The sequence below is a fragment of the Streptomyces viridiviolaceus genome (genome assembly GCF_014650995.1).
GTDB lineage: Bacteria > Actinomycetota > Actinomycetes > Streptomycetales > Streptomycetaceae > Streptomyces > Streptomyces viridiviolaceus.
Map to the genome: position 1 here is coordinate 44577 of NZ_BMWA01000009.1, position 16627 is coordinate 61203.

At 71.4% G+C, this 16627-nt stretch carries 19 protein-coding genes and 1 pseudogene; 9 read left to right on the forward strand and 11 right to left on the reverse strand.

The features are described 5' to 3' along the window. Positions 1-253: 253 nt before the first annotated feature. Positions 254-1591, forward strand: coding sequence for a D-inositol-3-phosphate glycosyltransferase (mshA, locus tag IE260_RS14250; RefSeq protein ID WP_189871651.1), 1338 nt, complete (start codon positions 254-256; stop codon positions 1589-1591). Next, a complete protein-coding gene (locus IE260_RS14255; RefSeq protein ID WP_189871653.1) occupies positions 1584-2096 on the forward strand; it encodes a type III secretion system chaperone family protein in 513 nt (170 codons plus the stop codon). Before mshA ends, IE260_RS14255 begins: the two co-directional genes overlap by 8 nt. A gap of 11 nt (positions 2097-2107) precedes the next feature. Here the strand turns inward: IE260_RS14255 and IE260_RS14260 are convergent, their stop codons facing one another. Continuing rightward, a complete protein-coding gene (locus tag IE260_RS14260) occupies positions 2108-2917 on the reverse strand; it encodes a helix-turn-helix transcriptional regulator (protein ID WP_189871655.1) in 810 nt (269 codons plus the stop codon). Positions 2918-2966: 49 nt separating this feature from the next. Here IE260_RS14260 and IE260_RS14265 point away from each other — a divergent pair, with 49 nt between their 5' ends. Further along, entirely contained in the window at positions 2967-3395 is a 429-nt protein-coding gene (locus tag IE260_RS14265) for a DUF2000 domain-containing protein (protein WP_189871657.1), read from the forward strand. A 19-nt stretch (positions 3396-3414) separates the two neighbouring features. Here IE260_RS14265 and IE260_RS14270 read toward each other — a convergent pair whose 3' ends face one another. Continuing rightward, positions 3415-4677: an MDR family MFS transporter gene (locus tag IE260_RS14270; protein WP_189871659.1), complete on the reverse strand. Its 1263-nt coding sequence runs from the start codon at positions 4675-4677 to the stop codon at positions 3415-3417. Positions 4678-4830: 153 nt separating this feature from the next. Here IE260_RS14270 and IE260_RS14275 point away from each other — a divergent pair, with 153 nt between their 5' ends. Continuing rightward, on the forward strand, positions 4831-5592 hold the full coding sequence (locus IE260_RS14275) for a phosphoglyceromutase (RefSeq protein WP_189871661.1): 762 nt from the start codon (positions 4831-4833) through the stop codon (positions 5590-5592). 146 nt (positions 5593-5738) lie between these two features. Further along, positions 5739-5966, forward strand: a pseudogene (locus IE260_RS43050) (IS5/IS1182 family transposase); the annotation flags it as partial. 68 nt (positions 5967-6034) lie between these two features. On the opposite strand, the gene fmdA reads toward IE260_RS43050, so the two are convergent. Genes fmdA through IE260_RS43055 form a run of 3 tightly spaced genes read right to left on the reverse strand, consistent with a single transcriptional unit; the run spans position 6035 to position 8252 of the window. Beyond that, positions 6035-7285, reverse strand: coding sequence for a formamidase (gene fmdA, locus IE260_RS14285; RefSeq protein ID WP_189871662.1), 1251 nt, complete (start codon positions 7283-7285; stop codon positions 6035-6037). A gap of 28 nt (positions 7286-7313) precedes the next feature. Then, positions 7314-7943 carry an AmiS/UreI family transporter gene (locus tag IE260_RS14290; protein WP_373303340.1) on the reverse strand — a complete coding sequence of 210 codons (630 nt, stop codon included), beginning with the start codon at positions 7941-7943 and terminating at the stop codon, positions 7314-7316. 30 nt (positions 7944-7973) lie between these two features. After that, positions 7974-8252 carry an FmdB family zinc ribbon protein gene (locus IE260_RS43055; RefSeq protein WP_189871666.1) on the reverse strand — a complete coding sequence of 93 codons (279 nt, stop codon included), beginning with the start codon at positions 8250-8252 and terminating at the stop codon, positions 7974-7976. Positions 8253-8456: 204 nt separating this feature from the next. Here IE260_RS43055 and IE260_RS14300 point away from each other — a divergent pair, with 204 nt between their 5' ends. Continuing rightward, a complete protein-coding gene (locus IE260_RS14300) occupies positions 8457-8879 on the forward strand; it encodes a hypothetical protein (protein ID WP_189872121.1) in 423 nt (140 codons plus the stop codon). 252 nt (positions 8880-9131) lie between these two features. Here the strand turns inward: IE260_RS14300 and IE260_RS14305 are convergent, their stop codons facing one another. After that, on the reverse strand, positions 9132-10355 hold the full coding sequence (locus IE260_RS14305) for an MFS transporter (protein ID WP_189871668.1): 1224 nt from the start codon (positions 10353-10355) through the stop codon (positions 9132-9134). 69 nt (positions 10356-10424) lie between these two features. On the opposite strand from IE260_RS14305, the gene IE260_RS14310 reads away from it, so the two are divergent. Beyond that, positions 10425-11435: a helix-turn-helix domain-containing protein gene (locus IE260_RS14310; protein WP_189871670.1), complete on the forward strand. Its 1011-nt coding sequence runs from the start codon at positions 10425-10427 to the stop codon at positions 11433-11435. A 108-nt stretch (positions 11436-11543) separates the two neighbouring features. Here the strand turns inward: IE260_RS14310 and IE260_RS14315 are convergent, their stop codons facing one another. The 5 genes from IE260_RS14315 to phoU all read right to left on the reverse strand — a co-directional run bounded on the left by IE260_RS14315 (position 11544) and on the right by phoU (position 14253). Beyond that, entirely contained in the window at positions 11544-12278 is a 735-nt protein-coding gene (locus IE260_RS14315) for a ferritin-like domain-containing protein (protein ID WP_189871673.1), read from the reverse strand. A 141-nt stretch (positions 12279-12419) separates the two neighbouring features. Continuing rightward, the gene (locus IE260_RS14320; protein WP_189871675.1) at positions 12420-12761 is read right to left on the reverse strand and encodes an SCO4225 family membrane protein; all 342 of its coding nucleotides are present in this window, start codon (positions 12759-12761) and stop codon (positions 12420-12422) included. Positions 12762-12915: 154 nt separating this feature from the next. After that, positions 12916-13164 (reverse strand): SCO4226 family nickel-binding protein, encoded by a 249-nt coding sequence (locus IE260_RS14325; protein WP_189871677.1) that lies wholly within the window; start codon positions 13162-13164, stop codon positions 12916-12918. A gap of 125 nt (positions 13165-13289) precedes the next feature. Beyond that, positions 13290-13445, reverse strand: a complete 156-nt coding sequence (locus IE260_RS14330) for a hypothetical protein (RefSeq protein ID WP_189871679.1) — start codon at positions 13443-13445, stop codon at positions 13290-13292. A 118-nt stretch (positions 13446-13563) separates the two neighbouring features. Beyond that, positions 13564-14253 carry a phosphate signaling complex protein PhoU gene (gene phoU, locus IE260_RS14335; RefSeq protein ID WP_189871681.1) on the reverse strand — a complete coding sequence of 230 codons (690 nt, stop codon included), beginning with the start codon at positions 14251-14253 and terminating at the stop codon, positions 13564-13566. A gap of 200 nt (positions 14254-14453) precedes the next feature. Between phoU and IE260_RS14340 the strand changes: the two genes are divergently transcribed. Both IE260_RS14340 and phoP read left to right on the forward strand, forming a co-directional pair. After that, entirely contained in the window at positions 14454-15902 is a 1449-nt protein-coding gene (locus IE260_RS14340) for a sensor histidine kinase (RefSeq protein WP_189871682.1), read from the forward strand. A 5-nt stretch (positions 15903-15907) separates the two neighbouring features. After that, positions 15908-16579, forward strand: coding sequence for a two-component system response regulator PhoP (phoP, locus tag IE260_RS14345; RefSeq protein ID WP_465270560.1), 672 nt, complete (start codon positions 15908-15910; stop codon positions 16577-16579). Positions 16580-16627: the final 48 nt, after the last annotated feature.

A 16627-nucleotide genomic window follows, 5' to 3' on the forward strand; every position in this document is an offset into this window, starting at 1 on the left:
GCGAAGCCGAGAGTGGGGGAGGGCGGCGGCGCGGGCTGACATACGTACGAGGGTATGCGCCCGTACGGCCTGTTCCGCACCGTCCTCCGATCGCCCCCGCACGCACCCGGCCCTCGAACGGTTGAGCGAAGATCGGTAATGATTCGGCAAAGGCCGGGAATCCGGAAATGGAGCACCGCCGTCCGGCGTTCCACCCCTTGGAGGGCGGCGTGCGTCCTCCGACCGGCATGCCCGCAGCGAGGAGGAACGGCTCGTGAGCCAGTACGTCAGCAGGCTCGGGCGTCGCTCTCCGGCGGCCTCCCCGCGGCTGCGGCTGCACCGCAGGCCCCGCCGCGTCGCCATGCTCTCCGTGCACACCTCCCCGCTCCACCAGCCCGGCACCGGCGACGCCGGCGGCATGAACGTCTACATCGTGGAGCTCGCGCAGCGCCTCGCCGCGATCAACATCGAGGTCGAGATCTTCACGCGCGCGACCACCGCCGCCCTTCCGCCCGCCGTCGAACTGGCCCCCGGCGTCCTCGTCCGGCACGTCGACGCCGGACCGTACGAGGGCCTGGCCAAGGAGGACCTGCCGGCCCAGCTGTGCGCCTTCACGCACGGCGTGATGCAGGCGTGGGCCGGCCACCGCCCCGGCCACTACGACCTCGTGCACTCCCACTACTGGCTCTCCGGCCACGTCGGCTGGCTCGCCGCCCAGCGCTGGGGCGCCCCCCTGGTGCACGCCATGCACACCATGGCCAAGGTCAAGAACGCCAACCTGGCCGACGGCGACACCCCCGAGCCGGCCGCCCGCGTCATCGGCGAGACGCAGATCGTCGCCGCCTCCGACCGGCTGATCGCCAACACCGCCGAGGAGTCCGACGAACTGGTCCGGCACTACGCGGCCGACCCCGCCAAGGTCGCCGTCGTCCACCCCGGCGTGAACCTCGAACGGTTCCGTCCGGCCGACGGCCGCGCCGCCGCCCGCGCCCGCCTCGGACTGCCGCAGGACGCCCTGATCCCCCTCTTCGCCGGGCGCATACAGCCCCTGAAGGCCCCCGACGTGCTGCTGCGCGCGGTCGCCGTCCTGCTCGGCGAGCGCCCGGAGCTGCGCTCCCGCATCGTCGTCCCGGTCGTCGGCGGCCCCAGCGGCAGCGGCCTCGCCAAGCCCGAGGGCCTGCAGAAGCTCGCCGCGAGGCTCGGCATCGCCGACGTCGTACGGTTCCGGCCGCCCGTGGACCAGGACCAGCTCGCCGACTGGTTCCGGGCCGCGTCCGTGCTCGTCATGCCCTCCTACAGCGAGTCCTTCGGCCTGGTCGCCATAGAGGCGCAGGCCACCGGCACGCCGGTGCTCGCCGCCGCGGTCGGCGGCCTTCCCGTGGCCGTGCGCGACGGGCAGACCGGCCGTCTCGTCCGGGGCCACGATCCCGCCGCCTACGCGCGCGTGCTGCGCGACTTCGCCGACAACCCCGACCTCCCGGCCCGGATGGGCGCCGCCGCCGCCCGGCACGCCCAGTCCTTCGGCTGGGACGGCGCCGCCGCCGCGACGGCCGACGTCTACACGGCCGCGATCCATTCCCACCGGCGTCGCGTACGCTCCCACCATGGCTGACGGACAGGCTGGAGCACACAAGGCGGCGCAGGTCGTCGAAGGCGCCCTGAAGGACGCCGAGCTGGAGTGGGAGAGCCCCGAGCCCGGCAACTACGTGGTCAAACTCCCGGGCACCCGCAAACTGTCGACCACCGTCTCGCTCCTGCTCGGCCGGCACTCCCTCTCCCTGAACGCCTTCGTGATCCGCCACCCCGACGAGAACGAGGCGGCCGTCCACCGCTGGCTGCTGGAGCGCAACCTCAAGCTGTACGGCGTGAGTTACGCCGTCGACCGGCTCGGCGACGTCTACGTCACCGCCAAGCTGCCGCTGGCCGCCGTCACCGCCGACGAGATCGACCGACTCCTCGGCCAGGTGCTCGAAGCCGCGGACGGCGCCTTCAACACCCTGCTGGAGATGGGCTTCGCGACCGCGATCCGCAAGGAGTACGCGTGGCGGGTCGCGCGCGGGGAGTCGACGCGGAACCTGGAGGCGTTCGGCCACCTGACCCGCCGTCCCTCCGACTGACCCCGCGACCCCTACGACGGGCGGCGCGCGCCGGCCGCCCGGTAGCGCCCCGGAGTGACGCCCACCAGCCGCTTGAAGTGCCGGGTCAGATGGGCCTGGTCGTAGAAGCCGGTCTCCGCGGCCACCTCGGCCGGTGCCCGCCCCGCCAGCAGCAGCCGGCGCGCCCGGTCGACCCGCCGGGACATCAGGTACTGGTGCGGGGCGATGCCGTACGCGGTGCTGAACGCCCGCACCAGGTGCGCCGGGTGGGCCGGCACCAGCGCGGTGGCCTGCTCCAGCGTCAGCCCCTGGACGACCCGCTCGTCGAGCAGCTCGCGCAGCCGCCGGGCGAGCGCCGGATCCGGACGTGCGGCGCCCCGCCCGCCCCCGGGCCGCAGCAGGTCCCTCAGCCGTTCGCCGATCAGCGTCAGCCTGCTCTCCGCCTCCAGCTCGTCCCCGGGCCGCACCAGCGCGGTGTGCAACTGCCCGACCCGCCGCCGCAGCACCGGATCGCGCAGGTCGGGCCCGTCCACCGCGGGGCCGATCAGCTCCTCGCCCAGCCGGGAGGCGTCCAGGTACAGCACCCGCTTGCGGAAACCGTCCGGGCCGACCGGCGAGCCGTTGTGCGGGACGTGCGGCGGCAGCAGCGAGACCGTGTCGTGCGGAGTGCCGTGCTCGTGCCGGTCGAGGTCGTACCGCACGGCCCCGTCGTCGACGATGAGCAGCGTCCACACGTCGTGGACGTGCATCGGGTAGGCGTACTCGGTGTAGTGGGCGTGGAAGACCTCCACGACGCCCGGGATGCACGGGCGCCAGGCGGAGACTTTCCCCTGGGCGGCCATGCAAAAAACGTACAAGACCCGGCCGTACGACGACCGGCAGTCTCATTCCATGAACGATGCAGAACCCATCCGCTTCGACACCAAGATCGCCGTCCTGCTGCGCGAGGACCTGGAGACCTGGCAGCGCCTCAACGTCACCGCCTTCCTGGTCAGCGGCCTGGGCTCCCAGATCCCCGAGGTGATCGGGGAGCCCTACGAGGACGCGGACGGCGTCCCGTACCTGCCGATGTTCCGCCAGCCGGTGCTGGTCTTCGAGGGCACGAAGGAGACCTTGGCGACGGCCCACGCGCGCGTGCTGTCCCGGGCCCTGCCCCGCGCGCTGTTCACCTCCGACCTCTTCGCCACCGGCAACGACCGCGACAACCGTGCGGCGGTACGGGCCGTGCCCACGGGGGACCTGGACCTGGTGGGGCTCGCCGTGTACGGCCCGAAGAACGCGGTGGACAAGGTGCTCAAGGGCGCCCGGATGCACCCCTGAGCCGCGGCCCCACGGGCGTTCAGGCCGTGCTGACCTCGGGCTTCGCGGGCGCGGGCGTCTCGGGGGACACGGTCTCCTCGGCGGGCAGCCGCCGCATCAGGGCCGCGTACCCGGCCGCCGCGACCGTGCCGACCACCGCGCACAGCCCCCACAGCCACTCGGCGCCGTACCGGTCGATGACGAAGCCGGACATCACCGGGGCGACGAGGGACGCCACCGCCCAGGACAGGGTGTACATGCCCTGGTAGCGCCCGCGCCCGTGCACGGGGGACAGCCGGACGACGAGGCCGGTCTGCGTCGGGGCGTTGACGATCTCGGCCAGCGTCCAGACGCAGACGGTGAGGGCGAAGACGCCCACCGAGCCCGCGAAGGCGGTGAGCCCGAAGCCGTACCCGGCCAGCAGCGAGGAGACGACGAGCAGCCGCTTCGGGTCGCGGTGCTCGATGAACCGCGTGACCGGGATCTGGAGCACGACGATCAGCACGCCGTTCACCGCGATCGCCATGCCGTAGTCGGCGGGCGTGAACCCGGCCTCGCCCATGGCCACCGGAAGCCCCACGGACCCCTGCTGGAAGATCACGGCGATGAGGAAGGACAGCCCGACGACCCCCATGAAGCGTCCGTCACGCAGCACGGTCCCGAGGGAGACCGGCGGTTCCGTCCCGGTGGCCGCGACCGTCTCCTTGGCGGGCCGGGACTCGGGCAGCTTCACGAAGACGACGATCGCGCAGATCATCGTCATCGCCGCCTCGAGCAGGAAGCCGGCGAGATAGCTGAACTCGGCGATGAAGCCGGCCGCCATGGAGGACACGGCGAACCCCAGGTTGATCGCCCAGTAGTTGAGCGAGAAGGCCCGGATACGGTCCTCCGGCCGCACGATGTCCGCCATCATCGCCTGCACGGCCGGCCGGGAGGCGTTGGACGCCATGCCGACGAGGAAGGCGACGGCCGCGATCGCGACGGGGTGGTGCACGAACCCGAGCAGCGCGACGGACAGGGCGGTCGACGCCTGCGCGACGAGCAGGGTGGGCCGCCGCCCGAGCCGGTCCGTCATCACCCCGGCACCCAGCGAGGAGATGACCCCGCCGAGCCCGTGCAGGGAGGCGACGAGACCGGCGTACGAGGCGGAGTAGCCGCGGTCGAGGGTCAGGTACAGGGCCATGAAGGTGGCGACGAAGCCGCCGAGCCGGTTGACCAGCGTGCTGGTCCACAGCCACCAGAACTCGCGGGGAAGACCGGAGACGGACTCCCGCGCGGCACGTCTGAGACCGGCGACTGACATGAGACCCCCGAAGCGGATGTAAGCGGCGCACGTAGTGAGCACAACTTACGAGGGGGGCGCTCGGCGTGGCCACTCAATTAACACTTCTCGTCAACCGTCCGACCGGCGGGCGCCCCGCGCGGGCGCTCCGGAGGTTCGATTACGCTCGGAGACATGGCCGACGCACCGTACAAGCTGATCCTCCTCCGCCACGGCGAGAGCGAGTGGAACGAGAAGAACCTGTTCACCGGCTGGGTGGACGTCAACCTCACCGCGAAGGGCGAGAAGGAGGCGACCCGGGGCGGCGAGCTGCTCAAGGACGCCGGCCTGCTTCCCGACGTGGTCCACACCTCCCTCCAGAAGCGCGCCATCCGCACCGCGCAGCTCGCCCTGGAGGCGGCGGACCGCCTCTGGATCCCCGTCCACCGCTCCTGGCGCCTGAACGAGCGCCACTACGGCGCCCTGCAGGGCAAGGACAAGGCCCAGACCCTCGCCGAGTTCGGCGAGGAGCAGTTCATGCTGTGGCGCCGCTCCTACGACACCCCGCCGCCGCCGCTCGCCCGCGACGCCGAGTACTCCCAGTTCTCCGACCCGCGCTACGCGACCCTCCCGCCGGAGCTGCGCCCGCAGACGGAGTGCCTGAAGGACGTCGTCAACCGCATGCTGCCGTACTGGTTCGACAGCATCGTCCCCGACCTCCTCACCGGCCGCGTCGTCCTGATCGCCGCCCACGGCAACTCGCTCCGCGCCCTGGTCAAGCACCTCGACGGCATCTCCGACGCGGACATCGCGGGCCTGAACATCCCGACCGGCATCCCGCTCTCCTACGAACTGGACGCCGACTTCAAGCCGGTCAACCCGGGCGGCACGTACCTCGACCCGGAGGCGGCCGCGGCGGCCATCGAGGCCGTGAAGAACCAGGGCAAGAAGAAGTAAGCGCCCACGAACAAGCCCCCTGCCCGCGGGTTCTCCGCGAGTGGGGGGCTTGTCGCTGTGCGGGGCCGTGTCCGTGCTGCGAGCTGCACGAGCGGGCCGGTTCGACGAGGACCACGTCGTCGCAGGCCGGCGTGAAGTGCGCGGTTGTGAGTCCCGTCCGGGCAGATCAGCGTGGCCACCGCCTGCGACGAGGCAGCCGGGGCGGCAGGCCGCCGGCCTTCGACCGCGAGACCTGCAAACCGCGCAACACCGTCGAGCGGTGCATCAACCGCCTCAAGCAGTGGCGCGGCATCGCCATCCGCTACGAGAAGACGGTGACCATCTGCCTGGCCGGTCTCCACATCGCCGGCATCTTCCTGTGGCCCGCCCGCTGATCCAAACGAAAGCCCCCAGCCGCCGCTGAACTCCTGCGGTCGGTGTCCGGCCGGGCGTCGGTGTCCGGTCAGGCCGTGGAGACCGCGCACTGGCCGCGGTCGGCCGTCGTGGGGCCGGCGGTGGTGGGCCGGACGTCGAAATCGAAGATGGCGGTGGGGAGGTACAGCGAGCAGCAGGCGTTGGGAATGTCCACGATCCCGCTGATGCGTCCCTCGATGGGGGCCGCGCCGAGGATCAGGTAGGCCTGCTCTCCGGAGTAGCCGAACCTCTTCAGGTACTCGACGGCGTTGAGGCAGGCGCGGCGGAAGGCAACCGTCGCGTCCATGTAGTAGTTCGTGTCGGTGTCGTGGTCCACGGAGATCCCGATGAAGGACATGAACTCCGAGTACCGCGGCTCGACGTTGCCCGGCATGAAGACGGGATTGGTGCTGATTCCGTACTTCTCCATGCCGCCCTTGATCAGGTCGACGTGGAAGTCGATGTAGCCGCCCATCTCGATGGCGCCGCAGAAGGTGATCTCCCCGTCTCCCTGGCTGAAGTGCAGGTCACCGCCCGACAGCTTGGCGCCGTCGACGTGGACGGGGTAGAAGACCCGGGCGCCGCGCGTGAAGTTCTTGATGTCGTGGTTGCCGCCGTTCTCCCGTGCGGGAACGGTGCGTGCTCCTTCCCCGAGGATGCGCTGGGCATCGGATCCGGTCGCCTTTCCCGCGAGTCCCCCGTCGGCATCGGGCGCGAGCCCCAGCGGGGGGATCCGGTCGGGGTCGGTGTCGATCAGCGCCTGCTCGCGCCTGTTCCAGCTCGCCAGCAGGTCCGCGGAGGGGGCGGTGCCGAAGAGACCGGGGTGGGTGATGCCGGTGAAGCGGACACCGGGCAGGTGCCTGGACACCGCCTGCTGACCGTGGAAGTCCCAGATCGCCTTGTAGGCGTCCGGGAAGTAGTCGGTCAGGAATCCTCCGCCGTTGGCCTTGGCGAAGACGCCGGTGTATCCCCAGCCCTGACCGGGTGCGGCCCCGACCTGCTGCGGTACGGGCCCCAGGTCGAGGATGTCCACAACGAGCAGGTCGCCCGGCTCCGCGCCTTCGACGCCTATCGGCCCGCTCAGCATGTGCGTGGCCTTCAGGTCGACATCCCGTACGTCGTTGGCGGAGTCGTTGTTGCCTATCTGCGCGTCGGTCCATTCCCGGCATTCGAGGCGGAACTCGTCCCCCGGGTGGACCATGGCGGCGACCGGAACATCCGGATGCCACCTGTTGTGTCCGGGGACGGTCTGATCGCGCATGGACTTGCTCTGGTCCACTGTGAACTTGACTTCGGGCATGACGGCTTCCTCGGTCCTTCTGAATCGGTCACGCGGATGCGCCCGGGCCGGCCGGCGTCGTGGTACCGGGCGCCGGTTGCCGCGATGCGCGGGTGAGCGGCCACAGCGCCGCGAAGACGACGACGGCGAAGACGCCCAGTGCGATGGCGGTCTCGTCGGGGTGTTTCCAGTAGCCGGAGAGCAGCAGAGCGGCGGGGATCACGCCGGTGACCCAGCCCTCGATCGCCGTGACCCAGCCGACGTAACTGCCGAGCCTGTCCAACTTGAGGCCGAGCAGCAGGAAGAACAGGAACCACAGGAACGCCCAGTAGAGCCAGATCACCCCGAACGGGTTGTCCTTGGCCAAGTGGAAATTGACGAACGAATATCCCAGGGCGGCGACTGCCACAAAGAGCGAATAATAGCCGACACCATCGGTTTCGATGCCGGCCAGGAGGCAGACTCCCACATAGAGATAGGTGAATCCGAAGAGATAAATCCCGGACGCCGCCAAAATCTTCTTGGGGTCGTTGTCGGCGGCGAAGATGAGGTACGTCGGCGTCAGCACCTGGAGTGCACCGACGAAAAGGTTGAACACCGCTGCCGAGCGGGGATCGACCTTCTTGAGGAGGAGCAGTCCGTTCAGGAAGAGCACCGCACCGACGAAGAGCAGTCCCACGCTCGCCACAGGACGCACCTCCCAAGTCCTTCAGGGACGGGGCAACTTGGAGAGCGCGGGGTGCGGTTGCCTGCGCACTCTCCTGCCGGGCGGCACTTCGGAGACCACCTCCGGGGCCTCACGTGACTGCTCTTCGCGGGCATGGGCGGCGGCGACCGCATTCGAGGTCCGCGCGAGAGAGGGGGCCGAGTACACACGCCGTGCGGCGCCCCCGCAAACGGGACAGCCCGAGGTCTTGGGTGCCGTGCCGATCGGCAACTTCACATCGAAGATTCCGCAGCGGATGCATCGATATTCGTAGGTTGCCATCAGCAGCCTCCGACGCTCTCCTTTGTCCTTTCCAGGAGACGTCTCGTAAATCTTCGTGTCAAGTGGATGATGAACGGAGGAAGATCCATCTCACCCGTACTTCCTGTGAGCCGACTCACCCTCCAGGCCCTGGACTGGCGAACCCCGGCTCTTTAATGTCCTTAAATAAGGTTTTTCCTTCTCGGAGGTGGATCAGTGAGCAGCATGGACGCCGTATGGGTCCGTGGCGTGAACGGCATTCAGATGCATCACGTGACCGACCTCCAGGACGCGAGCAGGTTCCTCGGCAACGCCGCTATGGCGCTGCGGGCCGCACACGTGAGGACCGGCACCGACCACTACGCCGGCATCGCCGCCGAGCTCAAGGGCCTGGCGGAGCGCGTGCGGCAGCTGGAGGACGAGGCGCGGTCGAAGATGCACGACCTGCACGCCACCGATCCCGAGCGGTTCGCCCGCTGCAGGGACGGCCACGAGCCGTGGCCCGGCGAGATCCCCGCGGGGTTCATTCCTCGGCACACCTGCAAGGACGAGTGCCTGTACCACGACCGCGGGGTCGTCGACGCCCTCATGCAGTGCACCTGCGGCCGGCCCCCGTGCCGCGCGTGCGAGATCGGCGGGAAGCTCTGAGCGCCGTCACGGTGCGGGAATGAGCCCAGTGGCTGCCCTCGCAAGCCGGGCGGCCGAGGCTGCTCCTCTTTCTGACTGAGGGCCGAGGCGACAAGCCCCCGGCTCGCGGATTCTCCGCGAGCCGGGGGCTTGTCGCCGTGCGGGGCCGCGTCCGTGCCGTGAGCTGCACGAGCGGGCCGGGTCGACGAGGGCCACGTCGGGCACGCCGTCGCAGACCGGCGTGAAGTGCGCGGTTGCCGGTGTCGTCTCAGGTCACTGGTCCGTGGCCGTGGGTTCCGGCAGGACGTCCGGACGCGTACCGGGGAGGGCCGACCGCCGTTCCGCCTGCCTGCCCAGCGCCGCGAGGGTCAGGGTCACGGTGACCGATCCGGCGGCCATCAGCGTCATCGCCGTGGCAGGGGAGGCCAGTTGGGCCAGCGTGCCCGCGAGGACGGCGCCGACGCCCTGCAGGGCGGCCATGCCGGTGGTGTGCAGGCCGAGGGCCTGGCCGGCGAGGTCGTCGGGGGTGAGGGACATCAGGCGTTCCTGCAGCACCAGGCTCGCGGCGAAGCCGACGGAGGCGACGGTGACGGCCACGGCCGACAGCGCCACGCCCGGCCGCAGGACGAAGAACAGGTAGGGGACCGCCAGCAGCAGGCGCAGCGGCGTGGCGAGACGGCGGCGCAACGCGGGCGGTACCAGGCGGCCCACCGCCAGGTCGCCCGCGAACATGCCCAGTGCCCCGCACGCGTACAGGGTGCCGGCGGCTTCGGGGGCGTAGGAGACGTAGAGCGAATCGCTGCCGACGATGAGGCCGTTGGGCACCCACAGGCCCAGGTAGGTCAGGCGGCGGGGGCGCGAGGACCACAGGAGGGCGTTGGTGCGCCAGGTCGCCGAGACGGACGGGCGGCCGGAGGAGCGCGGCGGCCGGGCGGTGAGGCCGAGGCGGGTGACGAGGGCGGACGTCAGGTAGAGCGCCGCCGCGAGGAGCAGGCAGGTCCGTGGGGACAGGAGCATCAGCAGTACGCCGCCCGTCGCGAAGCCGGCCATCTGCGTCAGGCCCCAGAGCATGTTGAACACCGAACGTCCAAGGACGTAGCCGTCCTTGGACAGGATCTCGTTCAGCAGCCCTCCGCGCACCCCGCCGCCCAGCGAGGCGACCAGGCCCTGCAGGAGCACGACGGTGAAGACCGCCCAGACCGGCAGGCCGGGCAGCGCCAGCACCACCGTGCCGGCCGCGAAGGCGAGGGCGATGCCGGACAGGACCGCGCGTGGCGCAAGGCGGTCGGCGCCCGAGAGCAGGAACGCGCCCCCCAGCAGCTGCGCCAACTGCGGGCCGAACATGCTCACCGCCGACAGGAACGGGGAGCCGGTGGCCCGGTGGACCAGTGTGGCGAGGGCCAGACCGCCGACCGTCTGGGCCGCGGCGAAGGTGGCGAAGGAGAGCAGGAACGGGGTGAACTCCGGGGTGCGGAACAGGGAGCGGTAGCTGCGCATGCGGAGAAGTCTCGGAGCCGCCCGGGGGCCGTGTTTACTGTTTCGCCGACACGCGAAAGGTCATCACGCATGGGCTTGTGGCAGATCGACACCGACACCCTCGCCCGCAGCCGATTCGTGCTCTCGCCGTTCGCCGAGACCTTCGCGAGCCTGAAGCTGCTGCACGCGGGGACCGGTGCCCATCCGGGCGAGGAGGCCTGGCTGCGCGCGCACCTGCCCGGCTACCGCGCGCGCCTCGCGGCCGACCCGGTGGACGCACAGCTCGTGCGGGCGGCCCTCGGCACGTCCTGGATCGCCGACTTCTTCTGCCCCACCTCGTGCGTCGGGGAGAGCTTCGAGGAGACCGTGGCCCGGGTGCGGGCGGCCGGGGCCGGTGAGGCACGGGACGACCTGCGCGTGTCCCTGCGGGGCCCGCTCCCCGCCGCCCTGGAGCGGGACGACCTGCCCGGGCGGGCGACCGCGCTCCTGACGTACGTGTGGGAGCAGACCGTACGGCCGTACTGGAAGCGACGGCGGCGCGTCCTGGAGGCCGACGTGGTCGCGCGGACCGCGCGGGTGAACCAGGGCGGCTGGGCTGCCGTGCTGGACTCGCTGCGGCCGGGGACGACACGGTGGCTCGGGGAGAGCCGTTTCCAGGTCAACCTGAACGCGTATCCGCCCCGGGAGATCGCCGCCGGGGCCGAGCTGCTGTTCATGCCGGTCACGCCGAGGACGAGCTGGGTGTCGTGGGAGGGGCGGGAGCGGTACGCCGTCGTCTACCCGTGTCTGGGGGTGCTCGCCGAGGAGCCCGGCCGGCGGCCCGTTCCGGCCGGGCTCGGGGCGCTCGTCGGGACCGCGCGGGCCGGACTGCTGGTACTGCTGGGCACGCCCATGAGCACGACCCAGCTGGTCGCCGTGACCGGGCAGGGGCTGGGGTCGGTGGGCCGGCACCTGCGGGTGCTGCTGGACGCGGGGCTGGTGGAGCGGCGGCGGGCCGGACGGTCGGTGCTGTACGTGCGGACCGCGGCCGGGGAGGTGCTCGTGGAGGCGTCTGGGGCCGGTACCGGCGACCGGGGAGCCGGAACCGGGGGACACCGGTGACCCGAGGCGGAGATGTGCCGGGGCGGGGCACGGGCGGCCCGACCCCGTGCGAACGCCTCGGGCGCGGAGCGCGACGAGGATCCCGCCGGTCCCGCGACCGGTCGCCGGTCACAGATCGGCGTTCGACCACGCGTCCGGGCGGGGCGCCAGCACCGCGGACACCACCGCGTCCGACGAAGCCATGACGTCGGCCACGAAACGCAGACGTCCGACGCCGAGCCGGCGCAGTGCCGGGCCGTGGTCGGCGGCGACGACGAGGGAGGCCGCGAGGAGGGGAAGCCGCCACAGGGCCATCACCGTTCGGCGCACGGGGCGGGGGAGTTCCGCCAGCGAGGCGTGCAGTCGCTCGCAGTGGAACGGGACGTGGCGCTGCTCGTCGGACAGGATGCGTCCCGCCACCTCCGACGTGAGCGGGTCCCGGGTGCCGTCGCGCAGGGCGCGGTAGTAACGCAGCGCCACCACCTCCGCGATCATCAGCACCAGCAGCTCCAGGCGCAGGCCCATCAGGCGCCGCAGCCGTACGAAGGCCGTGTCGCTCCAGTGGCCGGTGAGGGTGGGCATGCCGCCGGCGGCCAGCAGCCCGGCGAGCAGGCGGGCGTGGTTCTGTTCCTCGGCGACGAACAGCCGGACCGCCCGCGCGTAGTCGGCGTCGCCGGCCCGGTCCGCTTTGCCGACGAGGTTCGCTCCGTCGCCGTCCTCGCCCACCTGGAAGCGCTGAACACTGGCCCACACCGCCGGATGCAGGGTCGCTCCCCGCCCCCAGTCCGGGTCCCCCTGGGCGTGCCTGCGCTCCCGCTCGTCCTCGAACCGCCGTGACCACTTGGCGAACCCGTCCGCACGCACCCCGTCGACCCCTCTCCGAGGCACGGCCACCGTGCCTCGGAGAAGGACGACGCCGACGGGCGCAGAACCGTTCCACCACCGCCTGGCGCTCCCGCGTTCACCGGGCAGGGAAGCCGCGGGGCCTCGCCGGCCCGGAAACGGTCAGGCCCGCGAGGGCTCGCGCCGCCGGCCGCGCAGCGCCCTCAGCGTCGCCCCCAGCGCCAGCGACTGGACCAGGGCCGACACCAACAGGCCGCCGGCGAAGAACCACGCCGGTGCGTCGGCCGCCCAGGCCGACTCGCCGAGCCAGGCCACGAAGCCGAATGCCGGGAAGGTGAAGAGGGCCGGCCAGACCCAGACGAGCGAGCCCTCCGCGGTGTCCGACCACAGCGGTTCCGCAGCGGCGACCGCGACGGCGGTGCCGACCAGGGCGAGGTAGAGCGCCGAGGCGGGGTTGGCGAAGGTGAGACGGGCGAGCGTGCGTATCGGGCGGTCGGCTTTCATCGGTACTCCCCGTGGTTCGTGGTCCTGATCCCATGGTCGAGCGGCTCGGAGGCCACGTCGTGAGTACCCGTACTCAGCTCGCCACGACCACGTACGGAGATGCAGGACCACGTACGGCCGGACACGTACGGGGAGGGAACAGCCGCCCGGCGCGTCAGACGGACAGCGGCACCTCGTGGATCTCGTCCGCCTTGTGCCCCGAGCGCTCGTGGATGCGCTGGACCGCCTCGGCGGACGGGCCCTCGGAGAGGCAGTAGACCGTGCCGGACTCCGGGTCCGCCCACGCCCTCTCGAAGTGCACGTTCTCCTCCTTCTCGATGGCGAGATCGGCCTGGTGGGCCTGGTGGAGCTGGTCGGCCGTGATGCCCTGCATGCCGTGATGGACGTCCATGAAGTGAGCCATGGTGTCGCACCCCCTTCCGGGTCGTACGTCCATGCTGCGCCCGTACGGCGGGCGCGGCGACCCCTGCCGGGCGTACGGCGAAGGGCCCCGGCGCGCGCTGCCGGGGCCCTTCGTGTCGTACGTCGTCAGCCGCACTGGCAGGGGTTGCCCGACTGGCAGCCGCAGCCGCAGCCCGAGCCGCAGCCGCACGCGGCGATCAGGGGCAGCTTCCCGATGTCGGTGGGCTGCTCGGTCGGACGTTCCTGCGCGGGGTCGGGCGTGGTGGTGGGGGAATCGGCCATGGGTCCCTCCTCGAGGCTGGTGCCGGTGCACCTGTGTCCATTGGATGCCCCGGGGCGTGGTCGCATCAACGGCGCACAGAGGCGTTCACGCGCGCCCCGCCACAGGCGCCCCCGCCCGTCAGGCGCCCTCGACCTGCGTCACCGGCTGGATGTCCGCCTGGAGCTCGTCCGCGTGCTCGCCCGTGACCAGGTACACCACGCGCTTGGCGACCGCGACGGCGTGGTCGGCGTAGCGCTCGTAGTAGCGGCCCAGGAGGGTGACGTCCACGGCCGTCTCGATGCCGTGCTTCCAGCGGTCGTCCATCAGGTGCTGGAAGAGGGTGCGGTGCAGGAGGTCCATCGCGTCGTCGTCCTGCTCCAGCTGCAGCGCCAGGTCGACGTCCTTGGTGGTGATCACCTCGGCGGCCTTGGCCATCAGGCGCTGGGCGAGCTGGCCCATCTCCAGGATGGTGGCGTGCAGGTCGTGCGGCACCGCGCGGTCCGGGTAGCGCAGCCGGGCCAGCTTGGCCACGTGCTGGGCCAGGTCGCCCGACCGCTCCAGGTCGGCCGACATGCGCAGCGAGGTGACGACGATGCGCAGGTCCGTCGCCACCGGCTGCTGCCGGGCCAGCAGGGTTATCGCCCGGGCCTCCAGGTCGTGCTGGAGTTCGTCGACCTTCTGGTCGGCCTCGATCACGCTCTCGGCCAGCTTCAGGTCGGAGTCCAGGATGGCGGTCGTGGCGCGCCCGATCGCCGAGCCGACCAGCCGGGCCATTTCCACCAGTCCGTCGCCGATCGAGTCAAGTTCCTCGTGGTACGCGTCCCGCATCAGGGTTCCTCTCGTACGTCCTTTTGGGGGTTCGCACCCCTTGCTTCACCCCCACGCTTCCACGTTCCGGCCCGTACGCGTCCGTTTCCGGCACCCCAAATGAACCATCACTGGCCCCAAGGTGAACTCTGGGCGACGAGTGTTCGAGCTCGCACCCCGATGGCTGGGGCGGGGCCCCCGGCCATGCCTAACCTGGACGCATGGACGTGAACGCGGCGGTCGCCGCAGCGGCAGCGATCGCCGGAGTGCTCACCGGCGTCATCGCCATGCTGGCGTTCCGCTGGAGCGAACGCGAGCAGAACCGGCCCACGCGGACGTCCCTGCACACCGATCCGGTGCTCCCGCCGGGCGTGGACACCGTCCTGTCGGTGCTCCGGTCCTCCGCCGTCGTCCTCGACGAGGCCGACGCGGTGGTCAAGGCCAGCTCGGCGGCGTACGCCCTCGGCCTGGTCCGGGGCGGCAAGCTCGCGGTCGAGCCCATGCTGCAGATGGCCCGGGACACCAGGCGGGACGGGGAGATACGACAGGTCGAGCTGGACCTGCCGAGGCGCGGGAACGGGCGGGGAGAGGCCCTGGCCGTCTCCGCGCGCGTCGCGCCCCTGGGCTCCCGGCTCGTGCTCCTGCTCGTCGAGGACCTCACCGAGGCCCGCCGCATCGAGGCCGTACGACGCGACTTCGTCGCCAACGTGAGCCACGAGCTGAAGACGCCCGTGGGCGCGCTGTCCCTGCTCTCCGAGGCCGTCATGGACGCCTCCGACGACCCCGAGGCCGTGGAGCGCTTCGCCGGGCGGATGCAGATCGAGGCGACCCGGCTGACCAACCTGGTGCAGGAGCTGATCGACCTCTCCCGGGTCCAGAACGACGACCCGCTGGAGGACGCCGAGCCGGTCCGCGTCGACGAACTGGTCGCCGAGGCCATCGACCGCTGCCGGCACGCGGCCGGCACCAAGCAGATCACCATGGCCGCCGGCGGCACCGCCGACCTGCACGTCACCGGCAACCGGGGCCAGCTCGCCGCCGCCCTCGGCAACCTCGTCGAGAACGCCGTCAACTACTCGCCCGCCCGCACCCGCGTCGGCATCGCCGCCCGCCGCGTCGGCGCGCCCGGCGGCGACATGATCGAGATCGCCGTGACCGACCAGGGCATCGGCATCTCCGACAAGGACAAGGAGCGCATCTTCGAGCGCTTCTACCGCGTCGACCCGGCCCGTTCCCGGGCCACCGGAGGCACCGGCCTCGGTCTTGCGATCGTCAAGCACGTGGTCGCCTCGCACGGCGGGGAAGTCACGGTGTGGAGCGCCGAGGGCCAGGGTTCCACCTTCACCCTGCGGCTGCCGGAGACGGGCACGGCCCGCGCCGGCGACCGCGCCCAGCAGCGGACCGCGCCAGGCGCCTACGCGGATCACCTGCAGCCCGTGGATCACGCCGACCACGAAGACCACCACGACCACACAGACCACGACGATCACGCGGAGCACGCCGATCAGGAGGCTTCCGCGGATCGCTCCGATCACGCCGAGCGCGCAGAGCACGAGGACCGTGCCGAGCGTGCGGGTCTCAACGGTGCGACCCGGCGGTCCACCCGCACCTCTCCCACCCCCCATACATCCCCGTACGAAACGCTTCCCGCCCCGGAGGTCCTTCCGTGACCCGAGTGCTCGTCGTCGAGGACGAGGAGTCCTTCTCCGACGCCCTGTCGTACATGCTCCGCAAGGAGGGCTTCGAGGTCGCCGTCGCGACCACGGGCCCCGACGGACTCGACGAGTTCGAGCGCAACGGCGCCGACCTCGTCCTCCTCGACCTGATGCTGCCCGGACTGCCGGGCACCGAGGTGTGCCGTCAGCTGCGCGGCCGCTCCAACGTTCCCGTGATCATGGTCACCGCCAAGGACAGCGAGATCGACAAGGTCGTCGGCCTGGAGATAGGGGCGGACGACTACGTCACCAAGCCCTTCTCCTCGCGCGAGCTGGTCGCCCGCATCCGGGCCGTCCTGCGCCGCCGCGGCGAGCCGGAGGAGGTGACCCCCGCCGCGCTGGAGGCCGGGCCCGTCCGCATGGACGTCGACCGGCACGTGGTGACCGTCGGCGGCACCAAGGTCGACCTGCCGCTGAAGGAGTTCGACCTGCTGGAGATGCTGCTGCGCAACGCCGGCCGTGTGCTGACCCGCATGCAGCTCATCGACCGGGTGTGGGGCGCCGACTACGTCGGTGACACCAAGACCCTCGACGTTCACGTCAAGCGGCTGCGCGCCAAGATCGAGCCCGACCCGGGCGCGCCGCGCTACCTGGTGACGGTGCGGGGCCTCGGCTACAAGTTCGAGCCGTAGACCGGCATCTGATACCGCGGCACAAGGAAGGGCGGGACCTCTTCGTGA